This is a genomic window from Streptococcus oralis, assembly GCF_024399415.1.
Lineage (GTDB): Bacteria > Bacillota > Bacilli > Lactobacillales > Streptococcaceae > Streptococcus > Streptococcus oralis_CS.
On sequence record NZ_CP029257.1, the window covers coordinates 554,218 to 577,455 of the forward strand.

Annotated in this window: 24 protein-coding genes and 2 pseudogenes; 25 read left to right on the forward strand and 1 reads right to left on the reverse strand. The window is 40.0% G+C overall.

Going from position 1 to position 23,238, the window contains the following annotated elements; translation table 11 throughout:
• Positions 1 to 421: 421 nt before the first annotated feature.
• The 5 genes from DG474_RS02830 (at position 422) to DG474_RS02850 (ending at position 4,623) form a co-directional block, all read left to right on the forward strand.
• Complete coding sequence (locus DG474_RS02830; protein ID WP_255778752.1) at positions 422 to 874, forward strand: NanQ anomerase/TabA/YiaL family protein; 453 nt, start codon at positions 422 to 424, stop codon at positions 872 to 874.
• 20 nt (positions 875 to 894) lie between these two features.
• Positions 895 to 1,539 (forward strand): YesL family protein, encoded by a 645-nt coding sequence (locus DG474_RS02835; protein ID WP_042902679.1) that lies wholly within the window; start codon positions 895 to 897, stop codon positions 1,537 to 1,539.
• A gap of 170 nt (positions 1,540 to 1,709) precedes the next feature.
• Complete coding sequence (locus DG474_RS02840) at positions 1,710 to 2,627, forward strand: dihydrodipicolinate synthase family protein (protein WP_247930900.1); 918 nt, start codon at positions 1,710 to 1,712, stop codon at positions 2,625 to 2,627.
• Between the two features lie 17 nt (positions 2,628 to 2,644).
• The gene (locus DG474_RS02845) at positions 2,645 to 3,529 is read left to right on the forward strand and encodes an ROK family protein (RefSeq protein ID WP_206285553.1); all 885 of its coding nucleotides are present in this window, start codon (positions 2,645 to 2,647) and stop codon (positions 3,527 to 3,529) included.
• A 329-nt stretch (positions 3,530 to 3,858) separates the two neighbouring features.
• On the forward strand, positions 3,859 to 4,623 hold the full coding sequence (locus DG474_RS02850) for a class I SAM-dependent methyltransferase (protein WP_255778753.1): 765 nt from the start codon (positions 3,859 to 3,861) through the stop codon (positions 4,621 to 4,623).
• 284 nt (positions 4,624 to 4,907) lie between these two features.
• Here DG474_RS02850 and DG474_RS02855 read toward each other — a convergent pair whose 3' ends face one another.
• Entirely contained in the window at positions 4,908 to 5,759 is an 852-nt protein-coding gene (locus DG474_RS02855; protein ID WP_001039477.1) for a MurR/RpiR family transcriptional regulator, read from the reverse strand.
• A 255-nt stretch (positions 5,760 to 6,014) separates the two neighbouring features.
• Between DG474_RS02855 and pbp2b the strand changes: the two genes are divergently transcribed.
• The 20 genes and pseudogenes from pbp2b to ftsA all read left to right on the forward strand — a co-directional run bounded on the left by pbp2b (position 6,015) and on the right by ftsA (position 23,223).
• Positions 6,015 to 8,057: a penicillin-binding protein PBP2B gene (gene pbp2b / locus DG474_RS02860; RefSeq protein ID WP_255778754.1), complete on the forward strand. Its 2,043-nt coding sequence runs from the start codon at positions 6,015 to 6,017 to the stop codon at positions 8,055 to 8,057.
• Between the two features lie 10 nt (positions 8,058 to 8,067).
• On the forward strand, positions 8,068 to 8,664 hold the full coding sequence (recR, locus tag DG474_RS02865) for a recombination mediator RecR (protein ID WP_000966754.1): 597 nt from the start codon (positions 8,068 to 8,070) through the stop codon (positions 8,662 to 8,664).
• Positions 8,665 to 8,966: 302 nt separating this feature from the next.
• On the forward strand, positions 8,967 to 9,242 hold the full coding sequence (locus DG474_RS02870; RefSeq protein WP_000509001.1) for a TIGR04197 family type VII secretion effector: 276 nt from the start codon (positions 8,967 to 8,969) through the stop codon (positions 9,240 to 9,242).
• Complete coding sequence (locus DG474_RS02875; protein WP_255778755.1) at positions 9,230 to 9,601, forward strand: hypothetical protein; 372 nt, start codon at positions 9,230 to 9,232, stop codon at positions 9,599 to 9,601. The genes DG474_RS02870 and DG474_RS02875 overlap by 13 nt, the downstream gene beginning before the upstream one ends.
• On the forward strand, positions 9,592 to 11,193 hold the full coding sequence (locus tag DG474_RS02880) for an LXG domain-containing protein (protein ID WP_255778757.1): 1,602 nt from the start codon (positions 9,592 to 9,594) through the stop codon (positions 11,191 to 11,193). The genes DG474_RS02875 and DG474_RS02880 overlap by 10 nt, the downstream gene beginning before the upstream one ends.
• Positions 11,194 to 11,202: 9 nt before the next feature.
• Positions 11,203 to 11,829 (forward strand): hypothetical protein, encoded by a 627-nt coding sequence (locus tag DG474_RS02885; protein WP_255778758.1) that lies wholly within the window; start codon positions 11,203 to 11,205, stop codon positions 11,827 to 11,829.
• Positions 11,826 to 12,440 (forward strand): hypothetical protein, encoded by a 615-nt coding sequence (locus DG474_RS02890; RefSeq protein ID WP_084881679.1) that lies wholly within the window; start codon positions 11,826 to 11,828, stop codon positions 12,438 to 12,440. Before DG474_RS02885 ends, DG474_RS02890 begins: the two co-directional genes overlap by 4 nt.
• Positions 12,437 to 13,066, forward strand: a pseudogene (locus tag DG474_RS02895) (hypothetical protein). Before DG474_RS02890 ends, DG474_RS02895 begins: the two are co-directional and overlap by 4 nt.
• Positions 13,063 to 13,692, forward strand: a complete 630-nt coding sequence (locus DG474_RS02900; RefSeq protein ID WP_255778759.1) for a hypothetical protein — start codon at positions 13,063 to 13,065, stop codon at positions 13,690 to 13,692. The pseudogene DG474_RS02895 and the gene DG474_RS02900 overlap by 4 nt, the downstream one beginning before the upstream one ends.
• 54 nt (positions 13,693 to 13,746) lie before the next feature.
• The gene (locus tag DG474_RS02905) at positions 13,747 to 14,280 is read left to right on the forward strand and encodes a thiol-disulfide isomerase (protein WP_049519102.1); all 534 of its coding nucleotides are present in this window, start codon (positions 13,747 to 13,749) and stop codon (positions 14,278 to 14,280) included.
• Between the two features lie 85 nt (positions 14,281 to 14,365).
• Positions 14,366 to 14,893, forward strand: a complete 528-nt coding sequence (locus DG474_RS02910) for a thiol-disulfide isomerase (protein WP_070568405.1) — start codon at positions 14,366 to 14,368, stop codon at positions 14,891 to 14,893.
• A gap of 85 nt (positions 14,894 to 14,978) precedes the next feature.
• Positions 14,979 to 15,506 (forward strand): thiol-disulfide isomerase, encoded by a 528-nt coding sequence (locus DG474_RS02915; protein WP_070696232.1) that lies wholly within the window; start codon positions 14,979 to 14,981, stop codon positions 15,504 to 15,506.
• 179 nt (positions 15,507 to 15,685) lie between these two features.
• Positions 15,686 to 16,312, forward strand: a pseudogene (locus DG474_RS09640) (TipC family immunity protein).
• A 371-nt stretch (positions 16,313 to 16,683) separates the two neighbouring features.
• Positions 16,684 to 17,316, forward strand: coding sequence for a hypothetical protein (locus tag DG474_RS02935; RefSeq protein WP_255778762.1), 633 nt, complete (start codon positions 16,684 to 16,686; stop codon positions 17,314 to 17,316).
• Between the two features lie 55 nt (positions 17,317 to 17,371).
• A complete protein-coding gene (locus DG474_RS02940; protein WP_000240324.1) occupies positions 17,372 to 17,509 on the forward strand; it encodes a hypothetical protein in 138 nt (45 codons plus the stop codon).
• Positions 17,510 to 17,613: 104 nt separating this feature from the next.
• Positions 17,614 to 18,657: a D-alanine--D-alanine ligase gene (locus DG474_RS02945; RefSeq protein WP_000814699.1), complete on the forward strand. Its 1,044-nt coding sequence runs from the start codon at positions 17,614 to 17,616 to the stop codon at positions 18,655 to 18,657.
• Positions 18,658 to 18,741: 84 nt separating this feature from the next.
• Positions 18,742 to 20,115 (forward strand): UDP-N-acetylmuramoyl-tripeptide--D-alanyl-D-alanine ligase, encoded by a 1,374-nt coding sequence (locus tag DG474_RS02950; protein WP_255778763.1) that lies wholly within the window; start codon positions 18,742 to 18,744, stop codon positions 20,113 to 20,115.
• On the forward strand, positions 20,102 to 20,713 hold the full coding sequence (locus tag DG474_RS02955) for an NUDIX hydrolase N-terminal domain-containing protein (RefSeq protein WP_255778764.1): 612 nt from the start codon (positions 20,102 to 20,104) through the stop codon (positions 20,711 to 20,713). The genes DG474_RS02950 and DG474_RS02955 overlap by 14 nt, the downstream gene beginning before the upstream one ends.
• A gap of 198 nt (positions 20,714 to 20,911) precedes the next feature.
• Entirely contained in the window at positions 20,912 to 21,616 is a 705-nt protein-coding gene (locus tag DG474_RS02960; protein ID WP_001055269.1) for a YwaF family protein, read from the forward strand.
• Between the two features lie 236 nt (positions 21,617 to 21,852).
• A complete protein-coding gene (gene ftsA, locus DG474_RS02965; protein WP_000196346.1) occupies positions 21,853 to 23,223 on the forward strand; it encodes a cell division protein FtsA in 1,371 nt (456 codons plus the stop codon).
• Positions 23,224 to 23,238 lie beyond the last annotated feature (15 nt).

Consider the following 23,238-nt stretch of genomic DNA (forward strand, 5'->3'; position numbering starts at 1 on the left):
CTACACCAGCATCACCTTGCCATACTTAAGTATTGCCTGCGGTTAGCTTTCTAGTTTGTTCTTCGATTTTCATTGAGTATAAGAGAATACAGAGTTATAAGTGTCTACAAAATGGAGAGTATGCAGTTACTTCGTGAAGTTTTGTCAGACACTTATAAACTTAAGAATGAACTCTTTTCATGATACTAGTTAGAGTAGGTTCGTTTTAGGGTAACTATTTCCCGCTTTAGTGGTATCTAAGATAAGCATCTTACGCTTATCTTAGACGGAATTTTTGAGACTGACGATGAAGGAGTGAAAGGCTCAAAAATTAGGAATGAAATTCCGAAGGAATTTGCTTCCGTCCGCACTATTACAGGGAAATAGAGGAAGGATAATTCGAAACTGAAAACTAGTAACTATCAGAAACGAAGGAAACAGTATGATTTTTGACGATTTGAAAAACATCACCTTTTACAAGGGGATCCATCCCAATCTAGACAAGGCTATCGACTATCTCTATCAGCACCGTAAGGCTTCTTTCGAACTCGGTAAGTATGAGATTGACGGGGACAAGGTCTTTCTAGTTGTTCAGGAAAATGTCCTCAATCAAGCTGAAAATGATCAGTTTGAGCACCATAAACACTATGCAGATTTGCATTTACTGGTAGAAGGACATGAATATTCAAGCTACGGTTCACGTATCAAAGACGAGGCAGTAGCATTCGATGAAGCGAGCGACATTGGTTTTGTCCATTGTCATGAACGCTACCCACTCTTGTTGGGTTATCACAATTTTGCGATTTTCTTCCCAGGAGAACCGCATCAGCCAAATGGCTACGCAGGGATGGAAGAGAAGGTTCGTAAATATCTCTTTAAAATTTTGATTGATTAAAAGAATCAGGAGGAGCAAACATGGCACAAAAAGGAGTAAGCCTTATCAAGGCAGCATTTGATACAGACAACTTTCTCATGCGTTTTAGTGAAAAGGTTTTGGATATCGTCACAGTCAATCTTCTTTTTGTCGTCTCTTGTTTGCCCATCGTGACGATTGGAGTGGCGAAAATCAGCCTCTATGAAACCATGTTTGAGATTAAGAGAAGCAGACGGGTACCAGTCTTTCAAACTTTTCTAAGAGCCTTCAAGCAAAATCTGAAACTGGGTTTCCAGTTAGGTTTGCTAGAGTTGGGTATTGTGTCATTAAGCCTTTTAGATCTCTATCTCTTCTGGGGCCAGACAGCTTTGCCTTTCCAGATTGTGAAAGCAATTTGTTTGGGGATTCTCATCTTCCTCACTCTCGTGATGCTAGCTAGTTATCCCATCGCTGCGCGCTATGATTTGTCATGGAAAGAAGTGCTGCAAAAAGGGCTTATCTTGGCAAGTTTTAACTTTCCATGGTTCTTCCTCATGTTAGCCATTCTCTTTCTCATTGTGATGGTTCTTTATCTATCCGCCTTCACTCTCCTTTTGGGTGGATCGGCCTTTATCCTCTTTGGTTTTGGTTTGCTAGTCTTTCTCCAAGCAGGTTTGATGGAGAAAATCTTCGCAAAATACCAGTAGGATGGCTTGTTTCTGAAACTACTTTCAATCGTTACAGTTTCTAAAATACAAGTAGAAACTAAAATCTAAGTGTATACAAGATATTGAAAGAGATTTTCACAAGGTGTATACTAAACTTGTAAAAAATAGAGCTGCTCTCAGCAGAAAAAAGAAATCTTAGGAGAAAATCTATGTCAGATTTGAAAAAATACGAAGGTGTCATTCCAGCCTTCTACGCATGTTATGATGATCAAGGAGAAGTCAGTCCAGAGCGTACCCGTGCCTTGGTTCAATACTTCATTGATAAGGGTGTTCAAGGTCTCTATGTCAATGGTTCTTCTGGTGAATGTATCTACCAAAGTGTGGCAGACCGCAAATTGATTTTGGAAGAAGTCATGGCAGTTGCTAAGGGCAAATTGACCATCATTGCTCACGTAGCTTGCAACAATACCAAAGATAGTATGGAACTTGCTCGCCACGCGGAAAGCTTGGGTGTAGATGCCATTGCAACGATTCCACCGATTTACTTCCGTTTGCCTGAGTACTCAGTTGCTAAATACTGGAATGACATTAGTGCTGCAGCACCAAATACAGACTATGTTATCTACAACATTCCTCAATTAGCAGGTGTTGCTTTGACTCCAAGCCTTTACACTGAAATGTTGAAGAATCCTCGTGTTATCGGTGTTAAGAACTCTTCTATGCCAGTTCAAGATATCCAAACCTTTGTCAGCCTTGGTGGAGAAGACCACATCGTATTCAATGGCCCAGATGAACAATTCCTAGGTGGTCGCCTCATGGGTGCCAAAGCTGGTATTGGTGGTACTTATGGTGCGATGCCAGAACTCTTCTTGAAACTCAATCAGTTAATTGCTGAGAAAGACTTGGAAACAGCGCGTGAATTGCAGTATGCTATCAATGCGATCATTGGCAAACTCACTTCTGCACATGGAAATATGTACGGTGTGATTAAGGAAGTCTTGAAGATCAATGAAGGCTTGAACATTGGTTCAGTTCGTTCGCCATTGACGCCAGTAACCGAAGAAGATCGCCCAGTTGTAGAAGCAGCAGCACAATTGATTCGTGAAACCAAGGAGCGCTTCCTCTAATCCATAAGGAGGTATTTATGACACACTACGTTGCAATTGATATCGGTGGAACCAACATCAAATATGGTTTGATTGACCAAGAAGGCCAACTTGTTGAATCGCATGAAATGCCAACTGAGGCATATAAGGGTGGACCCCATATCTTACAAAAGACAAAAGATATCGTTGCCAGCTATTTAGAAAAGGGCCCAGTAGCAGGTGTTGCCATTTCTTCTGCAGGAATGGTGGATCCTGATAAGGGTGAGATTTTCTATGCTGGTCCTCAGATTCCCAACTATGCAGGAACCCAGTTTAAGAAGGAAATCGAGACGAGTTTTGCTATTCCTTGTGAGATTGAAAATGATGTCAACTGTGCAGGTCTTGCTGAGGCAGTATCTGGTTCAGGCAAGGGAGCGAGTGTCACTCTTTGCTTGACCATTGGAACAGGTATCGGTGGTTGCTTAATTATGGATGGGAAAGTTTTCCATGGATTTAGCAATTCAGCCTGTGAAGTTGGTTATATGCATATGCAGGATGGAGCTTTCCAAGACTTGGCTTCTACGACAGCCTTGGTAGAGTATGTAGCAGCAGCTCATGGTGATCCAGTTGACCAGTGGAATGGCCGACGCATTTTCAAGGAAGCTACTGAAGGAAACAAGATCTGTATGGCTGGCATTGACCGCATGGTAGATTACCTTGGAAAAGGTTTGGCAAATATTTGCTACGTTGCCAATCCAGAAGTAGTCATTCTCGGTGGCGGCATCATGGGGCAAGAGGCTATTCTCAAACCGAAGATCCGCACAGCCTTGAAGGCGGCCTTGGTGCCAAGCCTAGCTGAAAAAACACGATTAGAATTTGCCTATCACCAAAATACGGCAGGTATGTTGGGAGCTTATTATCATTTCAAAACAAAACAATCCTAGTTTGGAATTATAGAATTAAGCAGAACACTTAATCACTAGTTGAGTGAAAAATGTTTTGCTTAATTCTTTTTTTATTGAAAAATTTGAGCCAAAGGATGTAATCGTGAGAAACTAGGAGAAAATAACCGACTTGCATGAGAAGTTAAGGAGAGAGCAATTCTATCATCAATTCAACTAGTGTTTAGCTTGAGTAAATGAGAAAATGTGGAAAAGTGATATAATGAGATGGATGAGAAATTGACAAATTAGAATTTGTAGAGGTGAGAAAATGTAATGGCAACCTATTCACCTGAAATCGAAATACTATAAAATTGCGAGGAGATTGTAAGATGAATAATTATATAAAATTAAATGAAGATAGATGGAATAATGTAAAAAACGACTATACTGAGCCATTGACACATGAAGAATTAGAAGAAGCTAGAAAGCATCCAATTTCTGTCGCCTTAACTGTGGGGAAAAAAGTTCCGACAGAATGGTTTGAAAAAGCCAAGGGACAAAAGATATTAGGTTTAGCTTGTGGTGGTGGCCAGCAGGGTCCGGTTTTTGCTGCAAAAGGTTATGATGTTACCATCATGGATTTTTCTAAATCGCAATTAGAAAGAGATGAGATGGCTGCAAAACGAGAAGGCTTAAAAATCAATACCGTTCAAGGCGATATGACAAAACCATTTCCATTTGAAGATGAAACCTTTGATATTGTTTTTAATCCGGTTTCAAATGTATATATAGAAGATTTAGAAAACATGTATAAAGAAGCCTCTCGCGTATTGAAAAAGGGTGGTCTGTTAATGGTTGGATTTATGAATCCTTGGATCTACATGTATGATGCTGACATTGTATGGGACAAACCTGATGAGGAATTACTGTTAAAGTTTTCACTCCCTTTTAATTCAAGAGAGCTTGAAGCGGAAGGCAGAATAACCATCAATCCAGAATATGGATATGAATTTAGCCATACCTTAGAAATGCAGATTAGAGGACAACTGAAGAATGGTCTCGCTATGATCGATTTTTATGAATCGTGTGACAAAAGACATCGATTGTCACGTTATGGAAATGACTACATTGCTACACTCTGCATTAAACTATGATATTATAGAACGTACCTCAGGAGAATAGCTCGTTTTATTTTACGATTAGAATTTCCCATACCCAAAATACCGCAATGTTGGGTGCCTATTATCATTTTTTACTCAATGAAAACCAAAGAGCAAAGTAGGGAGCGAGCCAGAGGTTGCTCACAGCACAGCTTTGAGGTTGTAGATAAGACTGACGAAGTCAGTTACCTATACGTACGGCAAGGTGAAGCTGACGTGGTTTGAAGAGATTTTTGAAGAGTATTAAAACAAAACAATCCTAGTTTGGTTCAACCAAACTAGGATTTTCTAACACGTTTTTGTCTACGATAGCCGTTGAGTTTTTTATTTTCCCAATAGCTGTTAAAGATTTTTTCCTTGCTCTCGCGATTGATTTCTAAAAAGTAGGCATAAATCAAATCTATTAAAATGAGCATAGGGAGTTGAGCGGAAATACGCTGGATGTAAGAAGATTGACTATGGCTTGTCACAAGGACTGTTTCAGTATAAGCCTGACTGTTTTTGTTTGGAGCGCTGGTAAATAAAATGGTCTTGGCCCCCATTTCCTTGGCGTCCAGCAAACTATCGAGGACGGATTGGGTAGTGCCTGAGAGAGAAAAGCCAAGTACCAGACAATTTTCATCCATGATACTAGTCGTCCAAGCAAAGCCATCCTGATCGGTCAAAGCTTCACAGACAACACCTAGACGCATAAAGCGCAGTTTCATCTCGCGGGCAATCAGACCAGAACTTCCCGTCCCAAAAAAGTAAACTCGTTCTGCGTCATCGATTAATTGGGCGACGCGTTCCAGTTGTTCTTCGTCAATCAAATCCTGAGTTTGTTCTCGCATGATACTGTAGCTTCGCAAAACACGTTTGGTCAAAGGACTGTGTTTGTGCGAATGAGTGTCCGGTTTACTAGCCTGATGCTGGTATTGAAAGACGAACTCTCGGTAGCCTGTAAAACCACACTTTTTGGCAAAGCGGGTCAAGGCTGCTTGGGAGATATGTAATTTCTGGGTAACTTGCTGAGAAGAGAGATCATCTTGGATCGTTTCAGCTTGCAAAAAATAGCGAGCGATTTCTTGCTCGAGCTCGGTTAATTCTTCAAAATGGAGGTCGATTATGGTTGCGATATCTGGCTTGTTCATGAGGCTCCTTTTTATGAGTCAAAGTCTTAAAAATTAACGCTTTCCTAACTATTACTATCATTATATCATAGAAAATAGGATAACCAAATAAAAAGGCATTTTCAATTAAAAGTCAAAAAATGCTTCGACTTTTCCAAGAGTTTCTCCGTAAAATATGGTACAATGAAATATACTGAGCTTCACCTGTTTGCTCTATTATTTTAGGGAAAATAAAGGTGGAAATCGGGAATTTTTCTAGAAAAGAGTCTTAGTTGTATGAGAAAATTTAATAGCCATTCGATTCCGATTCGGCTTAATTTACTATTTGCGATTGTCATCCTGCTCTTTATGGCCATTATTGGTCGATTGTTATACATGCAGGTGCTCAATAAAGATTTCTATGAAACAAAATTGGCCTCAGCCAGCCAAACAAGGGTAACAACCAGTTCAGCTCGTGGACAGATCTATGATGCGGCAGGGAAACCCTTGGTGGAAAATACTGTCAAGCAAGTTGTTTCTTTCACACGAAACAATAAAATGACGGCAACTGAATTGAAGGAGACAGCCAAGAAACTCCTCACATATGTAAATGTAACCTCTCCTGATCTGACAGATCGACAGATTGCAGACTACTACTTGGCGGACCAGGATATTTACAAAAAAACAGTCGAATCCTTGCCAAGCGATAAACGCCTGGATTCAGATGGGAACCGCTTATCGGAAGCGACACTTTACAATAATGCGGTTGAAAGCATTGACGTGAGTCAACTTAATTATACAGATGACCAGAAAAAGGAAATCTATCTCTTTAGTCAGCTCAATGCTGTTGAAAATTTTGCAACGGGAACCATTTCTACGGATGCCTTAGATGATACCCAAGTTGCTCTCGTTGCATCAGCGTCCAAGGAATTACCAGGTATCAGCATTTCAACCTCATGGGATCGTAAAGTACTGGATACATCTTTATCAACAATCGTTGGTAGCGTTTCAAATGAGAAGTCAGGACTTCCAGCAGAAGAAGTTGATGCCTATCTCAAAAAAGGCTATTCTCTCAATGACCGAGTGGGAACTTCCTATCTTGAAAAGCAATATGAAGATGTTCTTCAAGGAAAACGTTCCGTAAAGGAAATCCACCTCGACAAACACGGAAATATGGAAAGTGTGGAAAATGTCGAAGAAGGAAGCAAAGGAAACAATATCAAGTTAACGGTTGACCTAGCTTTCCAGAATGGTGTGGACGACCTACTCAAGAGCTACTTCAACTCAGAGTTGGGTAACGGTGGAGCCAAATACTCTGAAGGAGTCTACGCTGTAGCCCTCAATCCTAAAACCGGTGCAGTTTTGGCCATGTCAGGTGTCAAGCATGATGTCGAATCCGGGAAATTGAGCTCAGATTCGCTTGGAACGATAACCAATGTCTTTGTGCCAGGATCTGTTGTTAAGGCAGCGACCATCAGCTCTGGTTGGGAAAACGGAGTCTTGTCAGGTAATCAAACCTTGACAGACCAGCCGATTGTTTTCCAAGGTTCGGCCCCTATCAATTCATGGTATACCTTGTCATACGGCTCTTTCCCTATCACAGCAGTTGAGGCTTTGGAATACTCTTCTAATACCTACATGGTTCAAACTGCGCTAGGAATCATGGGACAAACCTACACACCAAATATGACAGTCGCAACGGGACAGTTAGAGACTGCAATGGGCAAATTGCGATCAACCTTTGGGGAATATGGACTCGGAGCTTCCACAGGAATTGATCTTCCTGATGAGTCAACAGGATTTACGCCGAAAGACTTCGATTTGGGGAACTATATCAATAATTCCTTTGGTCAGTTTGATAACTACACACCGATGCAGTTAGCCCAGTATGTCGCAACCATTGCAAACAATGGCGTACGTTTGGCTCCTCACATCGTTGAAGGAGTTTATGGAAACAATGACCAAGGTGGTTTAGGCAGCCTGATTCAAGAAACAGCAACTAAGGAACTAAACAAGGTCAATATCTCAGAATCAGATATGGCTATCTTGCAGCAAGGTTTCTATCAAGTTTCGCATGGAACGAGTGCTCTGACAACTGGTCGTGCCTTTTCAAATGGCGCAGCCGTTTCCATCAGCGGGAAAACGGGTACTGCCGAAAGTTACGTTAATGGTGGTCAAAAAGCCAATAATACCAATGCAGTCGCCTATGCACCGACCGAAAATCCTCAAATTGCGGTCGCAGTCGTCTTTCCTCATAACACCAACCTTACAAACGGTGTCGGACCTTCTATTGCGCGTGATATCATCAATCTTTATAACCAACACCATCCAATGAATTAGAAAGGAACTTATGCTGTATCCAACACCTATTGCCAAGCTGATTGATAGCTATTCAAAGTTACCAGGTATCGGGATTAAAACGGCTACCCGCCTAGCCTTCTATACCATTGGAATGTCTGATGACGATGTCAATGAATTTGCCAAAAATCTCCTGTCTGCTAAGCGGGAATTAACCTATTGTTCCATCTGTGGCCGTTTAACGGATGACGATCCTTGCTCGATCTGTACAGATCCGACTCGTGATCAGACAACCATCTTGGTGCTAGAGGATAGTCGCGATGTGGCTGCTATGGAAAACATCCAAGAATACCATGGACTCTATCATGTCTTGCACGGCCTCATTTCTCCGATGAATGGTATCAGCCCAGACGATATCAACCTCAAGAGTCTCATGACCCGTCTCATGGATAGTGAGGTTTCAGAGGTGATTGTGGCAACCAATGCGACGGCAGATGGGGAAGCGACATCTATGTATCTCTCTCGTCTCCTCAAACCCGCTGGTATCAAGGTAACTCGCCTAGCACGAGGACTAGCCGTGGGAGCAGATATCGAGTATGCGGACGAAGTCACACTCTTACGAGCCATTGAAAATCGGACAGAGTTGTAGGAGTCAGTAAAAACGTAGCTCATTTTGACACATAAGACGAGCCCTAGGAATTTTTCTAGGGCTTGTCTTTTTCTGTTTCTCACGAGAGGTGAACAAGCCTTGCTAATAAGACTACTCAAACTATAAGGCATCAGAAAACGGGTCTCCAAAATCACTAGTGGCGTCTTTGTCAAACTCATTCACTGAGCGATAGAGTTTACTCTAAGGAGATGAGCTCACTTGCCCTTAGGGTTTGTTTTGAAATCGTACTATTTTTGTGTTATGATATGGTCAATATACAATGAATAAAGGGAGTTTGAAGTATGGGTGGAAAGATAAAATCTAGCACGATAGCAGCAGAGGCAGCTATTAATGAATTGGTTGGGTATGACACGAGCAAGAAGCAAAATCAGCAAGTAGAATTTTCATATACTTCTGAAATTGCAGGGATGGAAGCTGGACGCCAGGCTTGCAATCAAATGCTTCAGGCGGTCAGTGATTTCAGCTCGGCTGTTTTGACCCAAGCAAATAAGTTTCCAGAAATTGCTCATAAGATTGAAAAACGCGACGTAGAGCTGGCTAAGAGATGGGAACATTAAAAATGGCAGATAAGAACGAAGAAAAACGCTACAAACTTTGGCGAGAAATTGTCAAGATTGACGATAAAGAAGAAAGTCTTCAGACTCTAAAAAGACAATATGAACTGCAGGTAACTCACTTTCACTCAGAAATCCAGAGTATCCACCATCGTATGGCGACTCTATTAGCTATCTCGCCTAGTTCTCGTCAGGTGATAGAGCAAATCGAAAGTGATAATAGAACCATTCAACGACAGATCAACTCTTATGTAGAAGAGGAACTGGATGAATTGGGAAAACAAACGAAGAAGGCTCGTCGGTCTTTCGATGAAGCTAGAGAAGAACTGATATCAGAAAGGAATCGGCTACCATGGGAGTAAAATACAGCGCACAAGAATCCCAAGAATTGATTCAGGCCATGACTAACAATCTCCAAGTCGCAAATGAAGTCACGGACCGCTTATCTAGTGGCTGTGATCACCTAATTTCCTCTTTAGACTCAGGTGAGCTGACAGGAGCAGCCTACACAGCTGGTAAAGGTCTCTTTACAGAGATTATCATCCCCAGCATCAAGAAGTTACAAGCAGCGATAGATGATATCCAACTAGAGTTGACCTCCTACAAAAATGCAGATGCTCAGGTCTCTGGATATGGAGATTTGGACCTGGACCAGCTCAAGGAACTTAAAAAATTGAGGGAAGAGCAGTTAGCTATCGTAGAAGCTCAGATTCAAGCGAGGGAGAACTGGCTAAATCAAATCAAAGATCTCTTTAGTCTCAATTGGGGGAAAGCCTTCTCTGAGAAGACCATCCTCTACAATACCAAGACTCAAATCGAGTCGGGTATTCAGGATTTGGATGACAAGATTGAAAAACTAGAATTTTTTGTCTCACAGGTTTCCCAGTATTTCAGCGATAGTCTAGAAGTCCTTAGCTTAGCGATTCAAGGAGCTACGCAACTAAGTAAAGTCATTGTCGATAGCGATGGTAACTACTATGCGGACGGTGTGGACATGAGCTGGGTGCAGAAGATGAAGGATGTGAAGATTGTTTCGCATGCCAAAAGAGATTTTCAAGACTCTGAAACTCGTGCCATCAATAAAGCTTCTAGGGATATGATGCTATCGGAAGATGGTGATGCCTACTATCGTGCCGAATTAAAGAAGCGCTTAAAAGGCCATGACAAGTCCGAATGGGATAAAATAATTGACGACTACAATCACACTCTTAAGATTGATGAAACAGGGAATATCATTGAAATTTCCCCCTTGGAACAAGGCTATGTCGTTTCAAAAAACGGGAAATACGATGCTGACTATACTCATTTGGTTAACAAAAAGTTTGATGAATTAAAAGCACAAAACTTTGAAGCAAATTCAGTCGAATTTTGGAGTGGAGTAGCTCAAATATTCTCTGGATTGGGAGTTTACTTTGCGAGTGGCGCCCTTGAAGTCTTGAGTATCATGGCTGGTCCACCAACAGCAGGGACAAGTATCGTAGCTGGTACGGCAGCATCTGTATCAGGGGTACAATATGGGAATGTACTGATAGCTAGTGGAGCAGTAACTAGCTTATCAGCTATCACAAAGACAGCCTTACTAAATGGCGAAATTCAGGTTAATTATTCTAGCAACTACGATAGCTGGAAGGCCAATAAACCTACGAGTAAGACCATTTCTGGCAGGGGTGGTAAACAAATTGAAGCCCGAGTAGGAAATCGAAAAGAGAACATTCGTGTAGATTGGGAGCCAAATAGTGGTCCTAATGGTGATGGATTATTTCAGGTTCAATCTGGAAGTGGGAAGTCGGGCTATTCGCTTAACGAAGCTATAGATGTTAATAGTATTTCAAGCAAAACAGATATATTGGATTGGGTGAATAAAACTAAAAAGATAAAGAATCTAGATAAAAGTGTGAAGAGTGAAATTGTAGAAAGAATATGGAAAGGATACCGAAACTATTACGGAAATTAGGTGAAGTGTATGAGACTATATATCAAAGGAGACTATACTAGAAAAGTGCCTTTTGGATACAGAGAACTCGCATGGAAAATGTGGTTTAAAGAAAGAAATGGTCAAGAAATAAGTTTCTCAAATGTCGGGGATGATGAGATGTTGCAAAATGACTTCTATTTATCTTTGAGGTTAGATAAGTGGGGAGCAAGTGGCTCTCGTTGGAAAGATGCCAAGGTTAAAGGTGGTAGTGCAATCAATTCCCAAAAATATGAAAATATTGATTTGGATTATGAGGGAAGTTATGAAAGCGACGGTAGAGAAAAGGGAAAATATCTAAGAATCGCTTCTAATTATTTGGATGTTTTAACAGTTGATAAACGAGCTATGTATATTATGGCACTCGAAATTGCGACTGCGATTGATGGAAAAATTAGTGAAGATGATAAGAAAACATGGTTAAGAATCGAGGAGTTCAAGGAAAAGCACAAAGATATCTTATCTCTGACCTTTGACGAAGCAAATGAGATGAGTTTGGAAGAAATTCAGACGATTGACGCTATTGACGAACCCATCTGGGAAGAATTGGATAGGCTTCGTGAAGAATACATCAAAATCCATGGTGAACGAGTTTATGACGATGAGGACGACGAGTGAAACTATATCTTAAAGGCAACTACGAAACTAGTATATACCAAAACTGTATGGAATATCCTTGGAAAATGTGGTTCAAAGAACGTAAGGGAGTGAAAGTTGGTTTTTCTTATGCATTTGATGATAATTTTTATTTGAGTTTAACTCTAGATAAATTTTCTTCAAATGATGAGCGTTGGGGAATGGCTGATTTTAGAATAGGAAAAGACTCTTGGGCGACTTTTAAGCGTGAAAATTTAAATTTAAATTTTGAAGATTCTTATGAAAGTGATGGGCGAGAAAAAGGAGACTATCTTCGAATAATCACGACTCATAAGGATATTCTAACGGTTGACAAGCGAGCGCTCTATATCATGGCGATTGAGGTAGCATCTGTCATTGACGGTCAAATCAGCGAAGACGACAAAGAAACTTGGCTGAGTGTTGAAGAATTCAAAACGAAACATAAAGACCTACTGAATATGACCTACGACGAAGCAGTCGATATTAGTTTAGAAGAGATAAAGGTTTTGAAAGCTATTGACGATCCCATCTGGGAAGAATTGGATAGGAAGCGTGAGGAGTACATCCAAATCCATGGCGAACGTGTTTATGACGATGAGGACGACGAGTGAGAATTTACATCAAAGGTGATTATGCTAAAAAAATAACATTTACTACTATAGAACTAGTTTGGAAGATGTGGTTTAAAGAACGGAATGGCAAGAAAATAAGTTTCTCCAATGTTGGTGATGATGCCATGCTACAGGATGATTTTTACTTTGGTGTTCGGTTACACAAATGGGCTTCTGTTGATGAAAGATGGGATAAAGCTTCTTTTATAATTCCGAGCAATCCTTGGTTGTCTTTGGAATATGAGAGTATAACATTGGAATTTGAAAAAACTTTCATTACAGAGTGGAGAGAACGTGGGGATTATCTACGTATCGCAACCTCTCATACAGATGTGTTAACAGTTGATAAACGAGCTATGTATATCATGGCAGTCGAGGTAGCTTCTGCAATTGATGGTCGGATTAGCGAGGATGACAAGGAGACCTGGATGGATGTAGAGACTTTTAAGGAGTTGCACAAGGATGTCTTATCACTAAGTTAAGATAAAGCAACCGATATCAGCGTGGAGGAACTGAAAAGTTTGAAACCTGTAGAGGAACCTTTGTGGGATGAAGAAGAACGTCTTCGTGAAGAATACATCAAAATCCATGGTGAACGTGTGTATGACGACGAGGAAGACGAGTGAGAATTTACATCAAAGGTGATTACATCAAAGAAATTCCATTTGATTACATGGAACTAGCGAAAAGGATGTGGTTTGATACTAAAGATGGGAAGACAGTAGATATTTCTTATTTTGGGAATACTCGCCCATTTAAAACAGACCCAACTATTCACTTGAAATTGAATAAGTGGATGCATGATAATAGATGGAATAATGTTCAGTTGAAAGAAGGGATTATCAATAAATTTGGGAGTCATGTATATGAAAATCTTGAATTAGATTTTGAAGACAATCCAGCAACAGACTATCGAGAAAAAGGAGACTGTCTACGTTTAGCTTCTACCCACCTTGACCTTCTAACTGTTGATAAACGTGCCTTCTATATTATGGCCATTGAAATTGCGACTGCTATTGATGGTCAGATTAGCGAAGATGATAAAGAGAGCTGGTTAAGTGTGGAGGAATTTAAAAACCAGCATGAGGATATCCTTTCGATGAGTTATGAAGAGGCTAACGAGCTGAGTTTGGAAGAAATTCCGTTTATGGACGATGTAAGAGACCCGGTTTGGGAAGAAGACGACCGCAGGAATGAAGAATACATCAAAATCCATGGCGAGCCAGTTTATGACGACGAGGAAGACGAGTGAGAGTTTATAATAAAACTTATTTGAAAGAGAGTGTTATATGGAGGGAAGAAACTAATGTCAGATAAATTAAAACAGTTTAAATGGTTGATCGTATTGTTTTTGTTTCTGTTAGCAATTCCTTCATATTTTGCTTACAATCATTTCCGACAATCTAGTACTTTAAAAGAAGCCTTTGAGAAAAATGAAAGAATTGAAGTTCTTCATCATTTAATGGCATCAGGAAAATATGCGTCTGACATCCGCAAGGCAGGATATACTATTCCTTCTGACGGAGCTATTCGATTGGATGGAGTTATTTATCCATTAGAAATTGAAGGAGAGTTACATTTGAAAATTAGCCCTCCCAAAAAGGATGCTAAGGATTTTCAGTTGTTTTTCATTACACAGATTAATGAAAAACAAACGCATGTAGCTTTCATTTTAGATAAAAATCTGAATTTAATTTATTCCAGCTATTCTCAGCAAAATGGAAACGGGAAAAGAGAGATTGTTTCTGTCTCACAAGCCGAAGAAGATTACTTGTTGAGAAGTGTTCAAAGCGAGATTGATGACTTCATGAAAAAAATGTATCAAACCTTGTATGGTTAGATTGTTTGAGAAAGTAACTTCTTGCTCAACGCAATGCTGTATGAACAAGACTTCTAAGATTACTTAGACAGAGGGGGTGAAAAGAATGTCGGGACTTAAAAAAATACTGATCGTTATTGGTTCTGTAATTGCCTTAGCTACTGGCTTGAATCTTTATTTTCAGTATCAAAACCACCAAGAATATATGCAATTAAAAACCTCCTTTGAAGAGAGGGACAATATAGCCGTCTTACAACGTTTAATGGCGTCAGAAAAATATGCGTCTGATATCCGTAAAGCGGGTTATGTCGTTCCTCCCGATGGTGCTATTCGTTTGGATGGAGGAATTGACTCCATAGAGATAAAAGGAGACATCAATTTGGATATCTCAAATCCGGGACGGAATGGGGTTACTGTTTATTTTAGAATGGAGATAGATGGTAAAATAACTAGCGTACTATATGAATTGGATAAGAACTTTGATATAGTTTCTAGCAGCTACTTTCAATTTAATGAAAAAAATATAAAAGAGAGTGTGAACATCTCTCAATCCGAAGAAGAACGCCTATTAAAGATTGTTCAAAAAGAGCTTGATGGCTTCATGAAAAAGATGTATCAAACCTTGTATGGATAGTTTGCCAGAGAAAGTAACTTCTTGCTCAACACAATGCTGTATGAACAACACTTCTATGATTACTTAGACAGAGGGGGTGAAAAAAATGTCGGGACTTAAAAAAATACTAATCGTGATTGGTTCTGTAATTGTCTTAGCTACTGGCTTGAATCTTTATTTTCAGTATCAAAACCACCAAGAATATATGCAATTAAAAACCTCCTTTGAAGAGAGGGACAATATAGTCGTCTTACAACGTTTGATGGCATCAGAAAAATATGCGTCTGACATCCGTAAAGCGGGCTATGTCGTTCCTCCCGATGGAGCTATTCGCTTGGATGGAGGAATTGACTCCATAGAGATAAAAGGAGACATCGATTTGAAAATATCACATCCTGGACGTAATGGGGTTACTGCTTATTTTGAAATAGAGATAGATGGTAAAATAACTAGCGTACTATATGAATTGGATAAGAACTTTGATTTAACTTCTAGCGCCTATTTTCAAATAAATGAAAAAAATATAAATGAGAGGGTGACTATTCCCAAAGTCGAAGAAGAGCGCCTATTAAAGATTGTTCAAAAAGAGCTTGATGGCTTCATGAAAAAGATATATCAGACTTTGTATGGATAGTTTGCCAGAGAAAGTAGCTTCTTGCTCAACGCAATGCTGTATGAACAACGGGGTGTGTTGAGGGATTTTACTAGAAAAAGATACCGTAGATGAGATACAAAAAAATTACCCAAGTACTTATAATTTCATTCGAAATATTGAAACAGGGAATCAAGAGTTGACAGAGATGAGGTGATTAGATGAAGAAGAGAAAATTTGTAATTTTTTCGTTGCTAATAGTTCTATTATTATCTTTCTCTGGTTTTCAGTACTATAAATATCAGAGAGTTCATAATATTTTTGATGAAATATACTACGAAGAAAGTGATTATCACAATTATACATTTCTCTGGAAAGGACGAGCTTTTTATAAGTTAAAAAGTTTAAAATTTGTGGACAACGATTCTCAAGAAATTTCTATTCATTCTATTGATTATAAAAGTGTAGATTTACCAAATACTATTCAATCTCTAGGTTATTATTTTTAATTTGGATTTCAGGAGATGACGAAAGTTGGGATAGAGATGCGTTTGAGACTGCCAGATACAGAGACAACCATAAATGTAGATTACCTGTACGATGTAAACAATCGGCAATTAGAACGGTTTATGTGGTACTATGATGATGAGAGTACAGGATATTTTCAGTAGTCTCAAGTAGAGGACTTTCTTGCCAAACGCGGTAAGACTGTTGATGAGATTCGCAAGGAAGCAGACAATGTACTCCGTAATAAAGTCCTTAAAGACTGGACCACTATCTACTCTAGTCGTTTTAGCACAGATAATTGGGGAGAAGTGACAGTTAAGGATATATGGAGAACAGAATAACAAACGAAACGGCGAGGCAATAGTGTTATACAGGTGGGGTGCTATGACAGAGTTCTTAAGAATATTTTATTTTATTCGATAGCTTTGGTCTGCTTTCTTTTGGTGTGACGAAAGAAACTCCCTATACTATCACCATCACCAATGTAGACAACAAGCCAGCTTACTTTGAAGCTCAAGTGGTGGATCGGTAGATTTAGGAACCGTAAACTAGGCCTCAGTTGTTGTAATTGTTTGGTAAAGGAGACTTATTTGCTTTGAAAGTAACAATCAGCTTGTTTCTTTCGAATATGCAAGAGAGGCTCTAGTGGCGAATACTAGTCAAAATGTCAAAAAAGATTTAGATAAACCTAATCCCGCAGTTGGAGAGTAAAATGTTAAAAAGAATAAGAAACTATTATAAAAACAAACCAACTCAAGCTGTCCTAATGCTCATAGTTCTTATTTGGTCAGTATATGAGATTGGTGCGACCAGCTTGGCAAGTAACTCGGCATTAACTAAGGAATTCATGCATAGTCGGTATGTTATAGTTTGGCCAATGGTAGATAAGAAAATGAAATTATACCATTATGCGGAAGAATGGACTAATGACGTTTTAGTTGGAATGATGCATTTAGACTATGGAAATATAAGAATAACTAGTTTTCCTAAAAAATGGGAGAGTGAAGCTGAAGTTTACTATACGCTGACTCAGGATGAGTATGCTGATAGAGTATATTTTTTCTTAGACGAGCCAATTTCCAAAGCCTATATCAGCAGATTAGAACAAAATTATTATTTGATTTCAAAGAATGCAGTTGCTATTAAAGAGGAAACAGGTAAAACGGTTGAACAGTTAGTTCAAGAAGTGGGGAATGCAAGGAAAACCTTCTTATCAGCTCTTGGAAAGATGAAAATCCTTCGTTTGGTTTATTTGATTCTTCGTATGATAGTATTGTTGCAGTGTATCAGGTGGTCGGGTCAGCGTAGAAAAAGGAAAGAGAACGAAATTTTGCAGAATAGATAGAGCTCCCAAAAGGTATGATGATAAAGAGCTTCCAAACAATCAAAAAGATATTCATTTGGTAAAGAATGGGATTGTTGTCAGCTACCAAGGGGAGAAAGTTTTTTATGTAACCAATAACAAGTCCTACACGATCACCATCACCAATGTAGACGACAAACCGGCGCACTTTGAAGCTCAAGTGGTGGATAGGTAAAATTTCAGCTCTCAAATGAGGGCTTTTTTAGATACAAGTTTCAAAAAAGAAGCAAATATGATATACTAAAGAACGAATATTCTATTAGAATTAGGACAAGCAATATGAAACAAACGATTATTCTTTTATACGGTGGGCGTAGTGCAGAGCGTGAAGTCTCTGTCCTTTCAGCTGAAAGTGTGATGCGTGTGGTCAACTACGATCGTTTCACAGTCAAGACTTTCTTCATCAGCCAATCAGGTGACTTTATCAAAACGCAAGAATTTAGCCAGACTCCAGGTCAAGAGGATCGTCTCATGACCAATGAGACCATTGACTGGGACAAGAAAATCGCGCAAAGTGCCATCTATGAAGAAGGTGCAGTGGTCTTTCCAGTTCTTCATGGTCCGATGGGAGAAGATGGCTCTGTTCAAGGATTCCTTGAAGTTTTGAAAATGCCTTATGTCGGTTGCAATATCTTGTCATCAAGTCTTGCCATGGATAAAATCACGACCAAGCGTGTGTTAGAATCTGTCGGGATCGCTCAAGTTCCTTATGTGGCCATTGTCGAAGGAGATGATGTGACTTCTAAAATCGCTGAAGTTGAAGAAAAACTGACTTATCCAGTCTTCACGAAGCCGTCAAACATGGGTTCCAGTGTCGGTATTTCTAAGTCTGAAAACCAAGAAGAACTCCGCCAAGCTCTAGAACTTGCCTTCCAATATGACAGCCGTGTCTTGGTAGAGCAAGGGGTAAATGCCCGTGAAATCGAGGTTGGTCTCTTGGGCAACTACGAAGTGAAGAGCACGCTTCCTGGTGAAGTGGTCAAGGATGTTGCCTTTTATGACTACGATGCCAAATATATCGATAACAAGATTACCATGGACATCCCAGCCAAGATTAGTGATGATGTAGTAGCTGTCATGCGTCATAATGCAGAAACAGCCTTCCGTGCAATCGGTGGCCTCGGTCTGTCTCGTTGTGATTTCTTCTATACCGATAAGGGCGAGATTTTCCTAAATGAGCTCAATACCATGCCAGGTTTTACCCAGTGGTCTATGTATCCACTGCTTTGGGACAATATGGGGTTCAGCTACCCAGAACTAATCGAGCATTTGGTTGACCTTGCTAAGGAAAGCTTTGACAAGCGCGAAGCGCATTTGCTATAAAAATGAAAGAGAGGGTAGAAGCCGGAACTATCACTGCATGGTGACTAGAGTTCTCGGACTTCAACCCTTTTTAAAGGAGTAGAAATGAAATTAACAATCCACGAAGTGGCTCAAGTTGTAGGAGCTAAAAATGATATCAGCATCTTTGAGGACACCCAGTTAGAAAAAGCTGAGTTTGACAGTCGTTTGATTGCGACAGGAGATTTATTTGTCCCCCTCAAAGGTGCGCGTGACGGTCATGACTTTATCGAAACAGCTTTTGAAAATGATGCAGCAATAACCCTCTCTGAGAAGGAAGTAGAAGGTCATCCCTACATTCTAGTAGATGATGTCTTGACTGCCTTTCAAACCCTAGCTGCCTACTACCTTAAAAAAACGGCTGTTGATGTCTTTGCTGTTACAGGTTCAAATGGAAAGACAACGACCAAGGATATGCTGGCGCATTTGCTGTCAACAACCTACAAGACTTACAAAACACAAGGAAACTACAATAACGAGATCGGACTTCCTTATACAGTTCTTCATATGCCTGATGATACTGAAAAGTTGGTCTTGGAGATGGGACAGGATCACTTGGGAGATATCCATCTCTTGTCTCAATTAGCCCACCCAAAGACAGCCATCGTTACCTTGGTTGGGGAAGCCCATTTGGCCTTTTTCAAAGACCGTTCCGAGATTGCTAAGGGGAAAATGCAAATTGCAGACGGGATGGCACCTGGTTCCTTGCTTTTAGCGCCAACTGACCCTATTGTAGAGGAATACTTGCCAACTGATAAAAAGGTGGTCCGTTTTGGGCAAGGAGCAGAGCTGGAAATTACCGACTTGGTTGAGCGTAAGGATAGCTTGACCTTTAAGGCCAATTTCTTGGAGCAAGCCCTTGATCTGCCAGTAACTGGTAAGTACAATGCCACCAATGCTATGATTGCATCCTATGTTGCCCTGCAAGAAGGAGTCTCAGAGGAGCAAATTCGTCAGGCCTTCCAGAACCTAGAATTGACCCGAAATCGTACTGAGTGGAAGAAAGCAGCCAATGGAGCAGATATTCTGTCTGACGTATACAATGCTAATCCAACAGCTATGAAGTTGATTTTGGAGACATTCTCTGCCATCCCAGCCAACGAAGGAGGCAAGAAAATCGCTGTCTTGGCAGACATGAAGGAACTCGGAGACCAGTCTGTCCAACTCCATAACCAGATGATTTTGAGCCTATCGCCAGATGTGGTGGATACCGTGATTTTCTATGGAGAAGATATTGCGGAATTAAGCCAGCTGGCTAGTCAAATGTTCCCAATCGGTCACGTTTTCTACTTCAAGAAAACAGCTGACGAGGACCAATTTGAAGACCTAGTCAAGAAGGTTAAGGAAAGCCTTGGAGCCAATGACCAAATTTTGCTTAAAGGCTCTAACTCCATGAATCTAGCCAAGCTGGTAGAAAGTTTAGAAAATGAATGCAAGTGATTTTACCAAGTATCTGCAAAGAATGCTAGCCATTACGGATACTGGATTAACCTTTACAAAAGATCCTTTCGACCGTGAGCGCTACGAGGACTTGCGAATCCTGTTATCTGAAATGTTGAATCAGGTATCAGACCTCGATGCAGAAGAAGTGGCAGAAGTCATGAAACCGACTTCCGCTTATGCAACTCCTCTGATGGACGTCCGTGCTTGGATTGTTGAGGATGAAAAAGTATGTTTAGTTAGAGGAAAAGGGGAGGATAGTTGGGCTTTGCCAGGTGGATTTGGTGAAGTCGGCTACTCTCCAACCGAAAATATTCTTAAAGAAATTGAAGAAGAAACTGGTTTTACAGCAAAAGCTGAAAGGCTGCTTGCAGTTTTTGATACCAATCGTTTCCAACTACAGAGCAAACAATATGCAAAGTTTGTCTTTGAATGTCAACTTCTTGACGGACAATTTCAAGAAAATCAAGAAATTGCTGAGCTTCAATTTTTTGCCATTGACCAATTGCCAGTTTTATCTGAAAAACGCATCACCAAGGAGCAAATGGAGATTCTTTGGCAAGTTTATAAAGGACAAAGAGACCAATATGTTGATTAGTTTATGCTAGAGAAGTTGACAAATCAAAAAAGGGTATCTACAAGGTGCATTTCTGCAATACAAATGATATAATAGGTTGCGAATTTAAGACTCAAGTATTCTATGCATGGCATAGAATCAAGTTTTTTCAAAAAATTTAAAAGCTGGGGGGAGTGAATTTTTTTTACTGCCTCTAGCTAGATGAACGAGGAATAGAATATGAATTTGTGGGATAAATTATTTACCACACAGATATCAGAACCGCCCCAGTTTGAACTTCACTGGTACATTGGTTTGTTATGTTTATTGGCTCTTACTTTTTATGCTTCTTATCGTTTTCGCGACAAAGTTGCTTACCAGCGTTTTATTCAGATTCTTCAGTCTGTTCAACTGATTGTTCTGTATAGCTGGTATTGGGGGAATCTCATGCCTCTGTCAGAAAGTTTGCCCTTCTATCATTGCCGTATCGCCATGTTTGTGATGCTCTTAATTCCAGGGACATCCAAGTACAAACAGTACTTTGCCCTTTTAGGAACTTTTGGAGCAACAGCAGCACTGGCTTACCCACTCTTTGATCCCTACCCATTTCCACACGTGACCATTTTGTCCTTCATTATCGGACATGTTGCCCTTTTAGGAAATGCGCTCCTATACTTGTTTAGAAACTATCAACCTTCCCTTCTCGATTTGAAGAATGTGGTGGTGATTACCTTCGCCTTAAATGGCTTGATATGGGTTGTCAACTTAGTTGTAGGTGGAGATTATGGATTTTTAAACAAACCACCACTTGTTGGAAGCTTCGGCCAGCCCTTAAATTATCTCATTGTTTCGACTGTTATCGTGATAGCAATTCGCTTAACAGGGAAATTAGTAGAAAATTTTTTACAACAAAAATCGGAAGAATTTATTCAAGAGAAGATCTAAAATGATCTTCTCTTTTTTGGATTTTTAAGAAACAAAAAAGAAATTGTGAACGTTAACTTCAAATAATCTCTTAGAAGAAGAATTTTTCTAGAATTTTCTCAAAAAACATGCAGGAATTTTATCAAAAACTAAGCACGATTGGATTTTTTGTGTTATAATATTCTTTGAATAGCTATGCCCAAACATAGTTATTAAATAGAAGTGAGAAACTTGGAAGACAGAGAGGATGCGATGTAATGACTAGAGATGGTTTTTTTACAGGCTTAGATATCGGAACTAGCTCGATTAAAGTGCTAGTAGCTGAGCATAGAGATGGCGAAGTAAATGTAATTGGTGTTAGCAATGCCAAAAGTAAAGGTGTAAAAGACGGAATTATTGTTGATATTGAAGCAGCTGCTTCAGCGATCAAATCCGCAATCACACAGGCAGAAGAGAAAGCTGGTATTTCTATTAAGTCTGTTAACGTTGGCCTTCCAGCAAACCTCTTGCAGGTTGAACCAACACAAGGAATGATTCCTGTAACTTCAGATACCAAAGAAATCACAGATCAAGATGTTGAAAATGTTGTCAAATCAGCTTTGACAAAGAGCATGACTCCTGACCGTGAAGTGATTACCTTTATTCCAGAAGAATTCATCGTGGATGGATTCCAAGGCATCCGTGACCCTCGTGGTATGATGGGTGTCCGCTTGGAAATGCGTGGTCTGCTTTACACAGGTCCTCGTACGATTCTACACAATCTTCGCAAGACGGTTGAGCGTGTAGGTATTCATGTTGATAACGTGATTATTTCACCTTTGGCAATCGTGAACTCCGTTCTCAATGAAGGTGAACGTGAATTTGGTGCGACTGTCATTGACATGGGTGGAGGTCAGACTACTGTAGCGACTATTCGCAACCAAGAATTGCAGTTCACTAACATCTACCAAGAAGGTGGAGATTACGTTACTAAAGACATTTCTAAAGTCTTGAAAACATCTCAAAAAATTGCAGAAAGTTTGAAACTGAACTATGGTGAAGCTTACGTTCCACTTGCAAGTAACGAAACTTTCCAAGTTGAAGTAATTGGTGAAGTAGAACCTGTTGAAGTAACCGAAAGCTACTTGGCAGAAATTATCTCAGCACGCATCAAACATATCTTTGACCAAATCAAACAAGAGTTGGAAAGAAGACACTTGTTAGATTTGCCAGGAGGTATCGTCCTTATCGGTGGAAATGCAATTTTGCCAGGAATTGTTGAATTAGCCCAAGAAGTATTTGGTGTTCGCGTAAAACTTTATGTACCAAATCAAGTTGGAATTCGCAACCCTGCATTTGCGCACGTGATTAGCTTGTCTGAGTTTGCTGGTAAATTGACTGAAGTCAATCTTCTTGCTCAAAAAGCAGTTAAAGGAGATGAATTCCTTCGTCAAAAACCAATCAACTTTGGCATTCCAAATCAACGTTTGAATCCTGTAGCGCAACCAAGTCCAGCACAAACAGCTCCAGCTGAAACCGTGCAGGAAGCTCCAGTTGCTCCCAAGGAAGAATTCCAAGCAAGTTCTCAAAGTAAACCGAAGCTAACAGAACGTTTCCGTGGTTTGATCGGAAGCATGTTTGATGAATAAAAGAGGATAAGAAAT

What these genes read in the sequence shown, in the direction of transcription:
- DG474_RS02830 (WP_255778752.1), top strand. Translation starts at nt 422, where the DNA reads ATGATTTTTGACGATTTGAAAAACATCACCTTTTACAAGGGGATCCAT.
- DG474_RS02835 (WP_042902679.1), top strand. Translation starts at nt 895, where the DNA reads ATGGCACAAAAAGGAGTAAGCCTTATCAAGGCAGCATTTGATACAGAC.
- DG474_RS02840 (WP_247930900.1), top strand. Translation starts at nt 1,710, where the DNA reads ATGTCAGATTTGAAAAAATACGAAGGTGTCATTCCAGCCTTCTACGCA.
- DG474_RS02845 (WP_206285553.1), top strand. Translation starts at nt 2,645, where the DNA reads ATGACACACTACGTTGCAATTGATATCGGTGGAACCAACATCAAATAT.
- DG474_RS02850 (WP_255778753.1), top strand. Translation starts at nt 3,859, where the DNA reads ATGAATAATTATATAAAATTAAATGAAGATAGATGGAATAATGTAAAA.
- DG474_RS02855 (WP_001039477.1), bottom strand. Translation starts at nt 5,759, where the DNA reads ATGAACAAGCCAGATATCGCAACCATAATCGACCTCCATTTTGAAGAA.
- pbp2b (WP_255778754.1), top strand. Translation starts at nt 6,015, where the DNA reads ATGAGAAAATTTAATAGCCATTCGATTCCGATTCGGCTTAATTTACTA.
- recR (WP_000966754.1), top strand. Translation starts at nt 8,068, where the DNA reads ATGCTGTATCCAACACCTATTGCCAAGCTGATTGATAGCTATTCAAAG.
- DG474_RS02870 (WP_000509001.1), top strand. Translation starts at nt 8,967, where the DNA reads ATGGGTGGAAAGATAAAATCTAGCACGATAGCAGCAGAGGCAGCTATT.
- DG474_RS02875 (WP_255778755.1), top strand. Translation starts at nt 9,230, where the DNA reads ATGGGAACATTAAAAATGGCAGATAAGAACGAAGAAAAACGCTACAAA.
- DG474_RS02880 (WP_255778757.1), top strand. Translation starts at nt 9,592, where the DNA reads ATGGGAGTAAAATACAGCGCACAAGAATCCCAAGAATTGATTCAGGCC.
- DG474_RS02885 (WP_255778758.1), top strand. Translation starts at nt 11,203, where the DNA reads ATGAGACTATATATCAAAGGAGACTATACTAGAAAAGTGCCTTTTGGA.
- DG474_RS02905 (WP_049519102.1), top strand. Translation starts at nt 13,747, where the DNA reads ATGTCAGATAAATTAAAACAGTTTAAATGGTTGATCGTATTGTTTTTG.
- DG474_RS02910 (WP_070568405.1), top strand. Translation starts at nt 14,366, where the DNA reads ATGTCGGGACTTAAAAAAATACTGATCGTTATTGGTTCTGTAATTGCC.
- DG474_RS02915 (WP_070696232.1), top strand. Translation starts at nt 14,979, where the DNA reads ATGTCGGGACTTAAAAAAATACTAATCGTGATTGGTTCTGTAATTGTC.
- DG474_RS02935 (WP_255778762.1), top strand. Translation starts at nt 16,684, where the DNA reads ATGTTAAAAAGAATAAGAAACTATTATAAAAACAAACCAACTCAAGCT.
- DG474_RS02945 (WP_000814699.1), top strand. Translation starts at nt 17,614, where the DNA reads ATGAAACAAACGATTATTCTTTTATACGGTGGGCGTAGTGCAGAGCGT.
- DG474_RS02950 (WP_255778763.1), top strand. Translation starts at nt 18,742, where the DNA reads ATGAAATTAACAATCCACGAAGTGGCTCAAGTTGTAGGAGCTAAAAAT.
- DG474_RS02955 (WP_255778764.1), top strand. Translation starts at nt 20,102, where the DNA reads ATGAATGCAAGTGATTTTACCAAGTATCTGCAAAGAATGCTAGCCATT.
- DG474_RS02960 (WP_001055269.1), top strand. Translation starts at nt 20,912, where the DNA reads ATGAATTTGTGGGATAAATTATTTACCACACAGATATCAGAACCGCCC.
- ftsA (WP_000196346.1), top strand. Translation starts at nt 21,853, where the DNA reads ATGACTAGAGATGGTTTTTTTACAGGCTTAGATATCGGAACTAGCTCG.